Annotated in this window: 7 protein-coding genes and 1 pseudogene; 5 read left to right on the forward strand and 3 right to left on the reverse strand. The window is 68.5% G+C overall.

Features of this window, described 5'->3' with window-relative positions; translation table 11 throughout:
• Positions 1-203: 203 nt before the first annotated feature.
• Both ACFYXB_RS45110 and ACFYXB_RS45115 read left to right on the forward strand, forming a co-directional pair.
• On the forward strand, positions 204-1478 hold the full coding sequence (locus ACFYXB_RS45110; RefSeq protein ID WP_389591274.1) for a HEAT repeat domain-containing protein: 1275 nt from the start codon (positions 204-206) through the stop codon (positions 1476-1478).
• 48 nt (positions 1479-1526) lie between these two features.
• Positions 1527-1610, forward strand: a pseudogene (locus ACFYXB_RS45115) (transposase); the annotation flags it as partial.
• 388 nt (positions 1611-1998) lie between these two features.
• On the opposite strand, the gene ACFYXB_RS45120 reads toward ACFYXB_RS45115, so the two are convergent.
• On the reverse strand, positions 1999-2388 hold the full coding sequence (locus tag ACFYXB_RS45120) for a hypothetical protein (RefSeq protein ID WP_389591276.1): 390 nt from the start codon (positions 2386-2388) through the stop codon (positions 1999-2001).
• A gap of 219 nt (positions 2389-2607) precedes the next feature.
• On the opposite strand from ACFYXB_RS45120, the gene ACFYXB_RS45125 reads away from it, so the two are divergent.
• The 3 genes from ACFYXB_RS45125 (at position 2608) to ACFYXB_RS45135 (ending at position 4678) form a co-directional block, all read left to right on the forward strand.
• Complete coding sequence (locus ACFYXB_RS45125) at positions 2608-3363, forward strand: hypothetical protein (protein ID WP_389591278.1); 756 nt, start codon at positions 2608-2610, stop codon at positions 3361-3363.
• Complete coding sequence (locus ACFYXB_RS45130; protein ID WP_351368509.1) at positions 3360-3743, forward strand: GntR family transcriptional regulator; 384 nt, start codon at positions 3360-3362, stop codon at positions 3741-3743. The genes ACFYXB_RS45125 and ACFYXB_RS45130 overlap by 4 nt, the downstream gene beginning before the upstream one ends.
• A gap of 503 nt (positions 3744-4246) precedes the next feature.
• Positions 4247-4678 carry a hypothetical protein gene (locus ACFYXB_RS45135; protein ID WP_389591279.1) on the forward strand — a complete coding sequence of 144 codons (432 nt, stop codon included), beginning with the start codon at positions 4247-4249 and terminating at the stop codon, positions 4676-4678.
• Positions 4679-5953: 1275 nt separating this feature from the next.
• On the opposite strand, the gene ACFYXB_RS45140 is transcribed toward ACFYXB_RS45135, so the two are convergent.
• Positions 5954-6823 carry a hypothetical protein gene (locus ACFYXB_RS45140; RefSeq protein ID WP_389591280.1) on the reverse strand — a complete coding sequence of 290 codons (870 nt, stop codon included), beginning with the start codon at positions 6821-6823 and terminating at the stop codon, positions 5954-5956.
• A gap of 9 nt (positions 6824-6832) precedes the next feature.
• A complete protein-coding gene (locus ACFYXB_RS45145; protein ID WP_351355067.1) occupies positions 6833-7366 on the reverse strand; it encodes a SigE family RNA polymerase sigma factor in 534 nt (177 codons plus the stop codon).
• Positions 7367-7720 lie beyond the last annotated feature (354 nt).

Genomic DNA, 7720 nt, shown 5'->3' on the forward strand with positions numbered 1-7720 from the left:
GACCCTCAGCAAGTCCTATCGTTGCAGCTCAGGGGCACTTTCTGCTTTCTCGACCACCTGCCGGACGGAACCCCTCATGAAAGCCCGAGGCTAGATGATCGATTCCAAGGGTCCTGGATGTGCCCGGAGATGGTGCCCGATTCCGGCGGCCCGCCCGCTGGGGCGGGGTACCAGTGTCGGGAGGGCTCTGACATCCTGCGGCCGTGATCACCGCGGACGACAACCTGCTGGCCGGCCTGGACGAAGTGGACTGGGCGAACCTGAACCACGCCTACGGGACAGCCGACGATGTCCCCGGCCAACTGCGCGCCCTGTGCGGAGACGACGAGCAGGCACAGCAGGAGGCCGTCGCCGGCCTGTTCAACCATCTCGCGCACCAGGGCACCCGCTGTCAGGCATCTCCGTACGCGGTGCCGTTCCTTGTCCGGATCGCTCTTGCCGGCCCGACGTCGGCGCGTGAGCGCGCGTTGGGGCTTTTGAGCGACTTCGCGGTCAACTGGGACGAGGAGTACGAGATCATCCACGGGGCCGACATCGCCGTCTGGCGCGCGGAGGCCGCCGAGAACTCCTCCCACAAGCTCCTCCCCCTGTACGAGGAGGCCCTGGCCACCGAGCAGGACGAGCAGCGACGCCGGAACGTGCAAAGCGTCCGGGACTGGGTGGCGGCCGGCAATCCGATCGACGCCCGTGACTCTTCGATGCGTTCGTACGACGCCGTCCTTGCCGAGATTCCCGCCCTGCTCACCCTCCTCGACGATGAGAACCCCCGCGTCCGGACCCGGACCGCCTACCTGCTGGCCTGGTTTCCCGAACTGGCGGACACTTCTCTGCCTCTCCTGCTCGACCTTGTTGCACACGAGCACGATGCCGTCGCCAAGGCCACCTCGCTCGTCGCTGTCGGCATCCTCGGCACGAGCGCTCTCGCGGGGACCCTCGCCGTCGATCTGGACGCCGAGGACAGCCTCGTGCGCTGGGCGGCCGCCACCGCCATTGCCCAAACCGCCCGAAGCACCGACGCGGAACTCGACAGCCCGCTCCTCGCCCGGGCCGTCGCCGAACTCGCTGTCGCTGCCGCGGCCCCTGCGCCCGTACCCGCGACCGACTACAACCAGGGCGACTTCCACGGCCACATCGCCGACACTCTGCTCGCCCTCCCGCCTTCCCCCACCTCGCGCGCCGCAGTCGCCGCCTGCCTGCCGTCCATCAACCCGTCGCAAAGGGCGTTCAAGGCGAAGGCGGTCCTGCCGGACCTGTTCCCCAGCCCGCTGCCCGACCCGCGGCCCCCGTACGCGAGCCTGCCCCGCCCCCAGCAGCAGCTCCTGCACGCCTTCGCCGACCTGAGCGAAGGGTGGTGGAACACGGCGGGCGACATTGGCGAGAACCTCACCACTTACGGACTCCCGGACACTCAGGCGGCGCTGCGCGCGTACATCGGACTTCCCCTGGCAGGCTACGGATGCTGGCCGCCGAGGATCTGACCGCGCGGGCGGGGCGCACGCCTGGGAACTGCCCGGCCGATCAGTCGGTGGCGTGATCACCGGCAGGTGGTCAACGGGACTCTGCACCGGCTGCGGACCGGGGTGCAGTGGCGTGACCTGCCAGAGCGGTTTCAGTTGCGGAGATCGTATGGCAACGGAGACGCAGACGACTTATCAAGATCGGCCGGACAGCTCCTAGTAGTGCTTCGTTACGTCGAGTGATCTCGCCTGGTGGTGGGCATCGTTGTGGTGTGAGGCTGGGGGAAGTGGAACGGCTCCGGAGGCCGACGCGGTTCACCAGGTTTGCCCAGATGAGAGGGCTTCGCCCGCTGTGGGCTGCCCGGCCATCCCACAGATACGCCGCGGGGCTGCCGCCGACCACCGCTTTAGGAGCGAGGGTGGGCTGCGGCGTGGCTGACCTGCATATTCCTAGCCTTGGTAGCAGTCGGCCTGAGCGCCCGTCAGGCTCCCGGATTCCCCGTGGCTCCCCGCTGGATCTGGCACGTTTGTGGCACGAGCTTCAGTCGCCCGCGAACCACAGGTAACTGCTTGGAGTGGCCGCGCATTGCTCCAGCATCGTTGCGAGATCGTCCAGCGCGGCGAGCTGACGCTCATCACTGCATCTTTGCCTTAGAACGTGGATTTCCCGGAGGGCGGCGGCGGACTCTTGCCTGTTCATCAACGTATCCCCGTACGGATCGATGGCAGTGAGCCTCCCGGATATTCCAATGAGCTGGAACGAGCCGAGGGTGTCGCCAACGCGCCGCCGTGTCCGTAAGAGCTCCGCAGGAGTGTTGCGCGGGACTTGCGCCAGTTGTTGCGCGTCGGCCGCGATGAGTGCAGCTCCAGATCGATCCCCATACTCCATGATGCTCGCGGATCTTCTGGAAGTGATCACCTCCTCGGCCACCTGCGTGGATGGTCCAGGGTGAGTCGGTCTCTAGCTGCGCCGGAGGCCTCCCGGGTGGGGCGCGGTGACGGCTTGCCGACATGCCGTGTGCGCAGCCCGACCATGCACCTTGTATCAACTGCTTGACACAAGGGGTGGCGGGCGCCATCTTGTACCAGTCGCTTGGTACAAGCAGCGGCAAGGCACGTCGTAGGCACGTCAATTCTGGGGGAGTTCGTCATGCTCGCACTCGACACAGCGCCGACCGCATCGGCAGCCGACCGATACCTGCGCTGGGCCGGTCTGCTCATCGGGGCCGTCGCCGCCCGGGCGGTCGGGCACGGCTTGGACGCCGGCGAGGACGTCGGCATCCTCTACGCCATCCCGGTCTTCGGGCTGTGCGCGGTTGCCGGGGTGCTGGCGGGGGACGCGCTCACAGCCCGCCCCCGAGGTGATGTCCGCACGGCGGGACTGGCCCCGCGCCGGGTGCGCGACTACGTGCCTCCGCGCATGACGTTGTTGCTTCTCGGCCAGGCCGGCGTGCTCGTCGTCCTCCTGGCCGTGGCAGCCGCGTTCGCCTCGCCCGACGACATGGGCCGCGCGGGCCGTATTCTGACCGTCACCTGCCCGGACGGAAGGACCGCCAGCACCGGCCCCTGGCCCGGCCTCTTCTACGGTCTGCCCGTCCTCGCCTCCCTCGCCGTCTCCACGGCCGGCTGTCTGTGGTCCCTGACCAGGATCGCCCGCCGACCCGGCGACGAGAAAACCCGTCGCGACCGCGCGCTGGGCATCGTCGCCGCGTGGGGCCTGCTGGTCTCGGCACCTCTTCTTGGTGCCGCCTCCACGGCCTCCGGCGCCCTGATGGACATGACCTGTGACGGCACCGTTGGCCGGCTCGTCACCTGGGTGCTGTGGCCCACGGCCCTGGCTGCCCTCGTCACCGTGGCGTGGTGCATGTTCACTGTGATCTCGCCCAAGGCCCGGGTACGCCGGTGAACAGCCCCGTCATCCGCGTCGACACCTCCAGCCCCGTCCCGCCGTACGAACAGATCCGGGCCCAACTCTCCGCCCTGATCACCACGGGCCGCCTCCCGGAGCACGGACGCCTGCCGACGGTGCGCCAACTGGCGGCCGACCTGGGCCTGGCGGCCGGAACGGTTGCACGGGCCTACCGCGAACTGGAGGCGGCGTCCCTCATCCATACACGCCGGGGCGCGGGGACCCGTGTGGCTCCGCTTCCTTCGCGCGCCCCGGATCCCGACCCCACGAGGCTGGCGGAACTCGCTCGACGGTTCGTCACACAGGCACGAACGCTTGGCGCGGAGGGGGACGCCGTGATGACCGCGGTACGGGAAGCACTGGAGGAACTGCCATAGCCCCGCCACCAGCGCCCTGTGTGGGGACCTGCCTGTGGTGGTGGGGCCTCTCGGGTGGCATTGGGATGCTGGTGGGCGCGCTGTGCTGTGTTGGGTGAGGCAAGCAGATGGGGGAGGGCCGCGGGCGCTCACCTCACGGTCCGCCCGCCCCCGCGGGGTGTCCGGATATCGTCTCCCGTGACCTTGATCTGAGAGCTGCCTGAGCGGCTTCCCACAGGTGCTGCCGGTAGCCGGCTGGGAGCCAGGGGCCGGTCCGGGGGCTGCGGCGGTCAGGAGCCGGCCCGGTGATGCTCTTCGACAACGCCTGGACCAGCCCCCGGCTCCCCGACAGTCACGCGCAGGACTTCTGGAAACGCGCTTAGCCACCGTCATTACCTCAGCGGTAATCGACCCCTCCGCCGGGGCCGGGCATCGTGAGGGTCACCGGGACTCGGGCGGCGCACTCCGTTCGAGTCCCCGGGTCCCCGACCAGCCCGTACGACCTCGATGGAGGCTGATCCGTCATGTCCCAAGCCCTGCTCGCCGGACTCTCCCGCACCACCGAGCCGCGGACGATGCTGCGCCGCTTCCTCGTCCTCGACGCCGTCGTCACGGGCGGCAACGGACTGGCGTATCTCGTGGCCTCCGGGCCGCTCGGTCGGCTGCTCGGCGTCGACGCCGCCCTGCTGTTGGCGCTGGGCGCCTTTCTCACTCTGTACGCGGCGGGCGTCGGCTTCCTTGCCTCGCGGCCGCAGCCGCCCGTCGTCCCCGTCAAGCTCGTTGTCGACGCCAATGCGGCCTGGGCGGTCCTGAGCATCGCCGCGCTGTTGCTGTGGCTGGAGACCAGCACTGCCGGAATGCTCTGGATCCCGATGCAAGCCATGGCCGTCGCAGGCTTCGCCAGCCTGCAGTGGTCGGCGCTCCGGGCCACCGTCGGCCGACCGGCTAGGGCGTGAGCGACTGCAGGTAAGGTACTTCACCGTCTAGTGAGGGCGCATGGGCGGAGCGCAATGCCCGCCCTAAATCGTCAGACACCCCTAGGCCAAGCTCCTGGCGGATGCTGCGCGCCTGGTGACGGCCGGGCGTCTATCGCAGGTCTATCGCGATCAGTGCGAACCAACGACGAAGAGCGGGCCCCAGTGAGACTGGTTCCCGCTCTTCGTACTAGGCATCTGCGCTGGTCAACCGCGTGATCACGCTGGTTGAGGCGAAGTGCCCCCGGCAGGATTCGAACCTGCGCACACGGCTCCGGAGATCGCGGGCCCTGCGGCCACGAGCGCTGGGCAGAGCGCTGACGCGTCGCGTCTGTGTGTCACTTGGCCGCGAATAGGCCGCTTCTCTTCCATTGCCGTTCCCGGTGGCTCCCCGCTGGATCTGGCACGGGTGTGGCATGGGGAACTTCTGATCCGTAGCTCTATGTGGATCGGTCGGTGACGGTCATACAGGCCGCTTCATGGCCCCTCAGAGGCACTACTGGTCGAGGCTGGTTGCTGTACTTCCTTGCTGTACAGCTCGCTTCGCCGCCGCGTTCTGGGCATGAGCCTCACGCCGCAACCGACGCTCATAGTCCGCGATCTGTCGGGGTACGGGCCTGCTGGTTGCAGCTCGGATAAGCCGCTCGTTCTCCCGATCCACCAAGAAAGGGCCGTTCCCGCCGAGTGTCGGCCGCTGGCCGGCGGGGCGACCGATGTCCCGTTGCGCGCACCAGTGGAACACCCACCCGAAAGACACGGGTTCAACCCTGGAGATCGCAAGGTCCAGGTCTTCTATCATCGCCCTTTTGGTCCGTGCGAGCTCCGCCAAGACGAGCCCTCGTGCTTCATCTTCAGTCAGCATCTGCCCAGCGTCTCAGAGGGGGCGGTGCGTCTATGTCTGCTCGTCCCGAAAAAAGTGCCGGCGCGCTCGGGATCCTAGAGCACCAGTTTGGAAGACGCCGTATGCGGCGGGGCTGACCTGCGAAGTCCCTGACCTGGGCCGGAGCGCGGTCGGGCCCGTCGCTCCCCGTGAGTCCCCGCTGCGTCCCGCCGGAACGGGCACGCAGCGGGCACGAGGCTTCTTCGTCCCGAAGGAACTTTGCTGGGCGCTTGGCCTGGGGCTGGTGTGCGCCTTACCTGCTGCGATCGTCCGCAGGTGTGCGTGGTTGTCCGCCGCTGTACGTCGGCGTTGTCACGCAGTTAGACACGCAGTACCGCTCCGCGCCTCCCGGGCGTGGTCTCAGCACGCCACCCGCTTCAGCCGCCCGCGATGGTGGTCTGCCGCTTCTGCATCGGGTGCTCGTCGGCGTACCGCACCAGGTCGAGGAAGCGGGAGTCGCCGGCAGCCGCAAGCAGTTCGTCATTGGTGACGGGGGCGGAGGCCTTGGCGTTCACGTCCGGGTAGACGGTGAGTCCGATGTCACTGTGCCCGTAGCGGAAACGGACCGAGGTGCTCATGGTCTCGGGCGAGTCGGTGAACACGCGGAGCGAGGTGGCCTTGATGCCGCCCGGCAGGGTTGCCTGCTTACAGCTTCCGCCCTTGACGGCAAGAGCGCCAGGATCGGGGCAACGGGTCCAGCCGGAGCTGTCGCTGGAGGGCCGTACGGAGAAGATGATGGTGAACACCTTGCCGTCTTTGGTTTCGCCCTGGTAGCGCGACACGTCGAGGTCGACCGGCCGGATCAGGCCGACAGAGTCCGGCAGCAGCTTGTCGAGGAGGACGGCCGCCTGTTGCTGGAACTCCGCCCTCCGTTTCCGTTCGGCGGGGGGCAGGTTGGCCGTGGCCCGTTCGTCGTCGCTCGTGGGCTTGACGTGGACCGGCGTGCGGTAGGGCTCTGGCTCCTGGACCGACTCGTGGGGTGAGGGTGTGCCGCTCGTGGCAGGACGGACCGTAGTGCGGGCGTCGCCGCCGACGGGAAGCTTCAGGGAGCCGAACACCACGGCCCCGGCCACACAGGCGATCCCGGCGGCGATCGCGAGACGGGCACGCGCTTTGCGGCGCCGGCCTTGGGTGACCGCGGCGGGCACCAGGTCGTGCAACGACGGCAGCTCCGCCATCGCACTTTCCATCGCGTCCCTGACCAGCAGGGCGCTCCCGCGGTCTTCTTCGGGCAGGTTGGCTGTCATGGCGGTTCCTCAGCTCCCCGTGGCGTAGATGTGGGCCTCGCCCAGTTGGGCGCGCAGCTTTGCCAGGGAGCGTGAGCACTGGCTCTTGACCGTGGACTCGCTGCACTTCAAAAGCTCGGCGACGGACTCGACGCTCTGGTCCTCCCAGTACCGCAGCACGACGATGGCCCGCGCTCGGGGCGGGAGCCCGGCCAGTGCCGACATCAGCGTCACTCGAAGATCGGTGTGGTCGGGTGCGGGCCGGGGGTCGGGGCGGGAGTGCGCCAGCAGGTCCCGCAGGTGCCGCCGTCGCTCGGCCAGGTAGGTGCGGGTCAGCACGGTCCTGGCGTAGGCCTCGATGTGGTCGGCGGCACTCGCCCGCCGCCAGTGCTGGAACAGCTTGGCGAGCGTGGTCTGCGTCAGGTCCCGGGCCGTGTCCGGGTCCCCGGACAGCAGGTACGCGGTCCGGTACAACCGTCTCTGGCTCGCCTGTGCGAAGGCCTCGAAGCTCTCCGGCGCCGGGGATCCCTGTGGCGCATCGGAGTCTCGGCCGTTCTCCGGCATCTGCTCTCCTTTCCAGGCCCTGTCAGGGGCCGTGTCCTGTCACCTCTCTTGAGAGCGCTGCCGCACAGTAAAGGTTGAAACTGAATTTCGCCCTGGTCCGCGCGCGGTCCCTGCCCGCACACCGTGGGCGGTGCCTGTTGGGGGCGCTGCGGTCGTCAAAGATGTCGGGCCGTCGCTGGATCGTGCAGGTCACGGAGTGAGGTCGGCGGAGTCTTAATGACCGAGTCAAGCCCGCCGCGGTGTCGGCGACGGCTGAATTGTGGTTCTGGATCACTTTCAGTGCAGGCCTGACGGACGGTCACCGCCGCGTCGTTTCCGGCACGCGGGTCAGCGGGCGAGGAGGACACGCTTGCG

Source organism: Streptomyces sp. NPDC002619 (assembly GCF_042889305.1).
Taxonomy (GTDB): Bacteria; Actinomycetota; Actinomycetes; order Streptomycetales; family Streptomycetaceae; genus Streptomyces.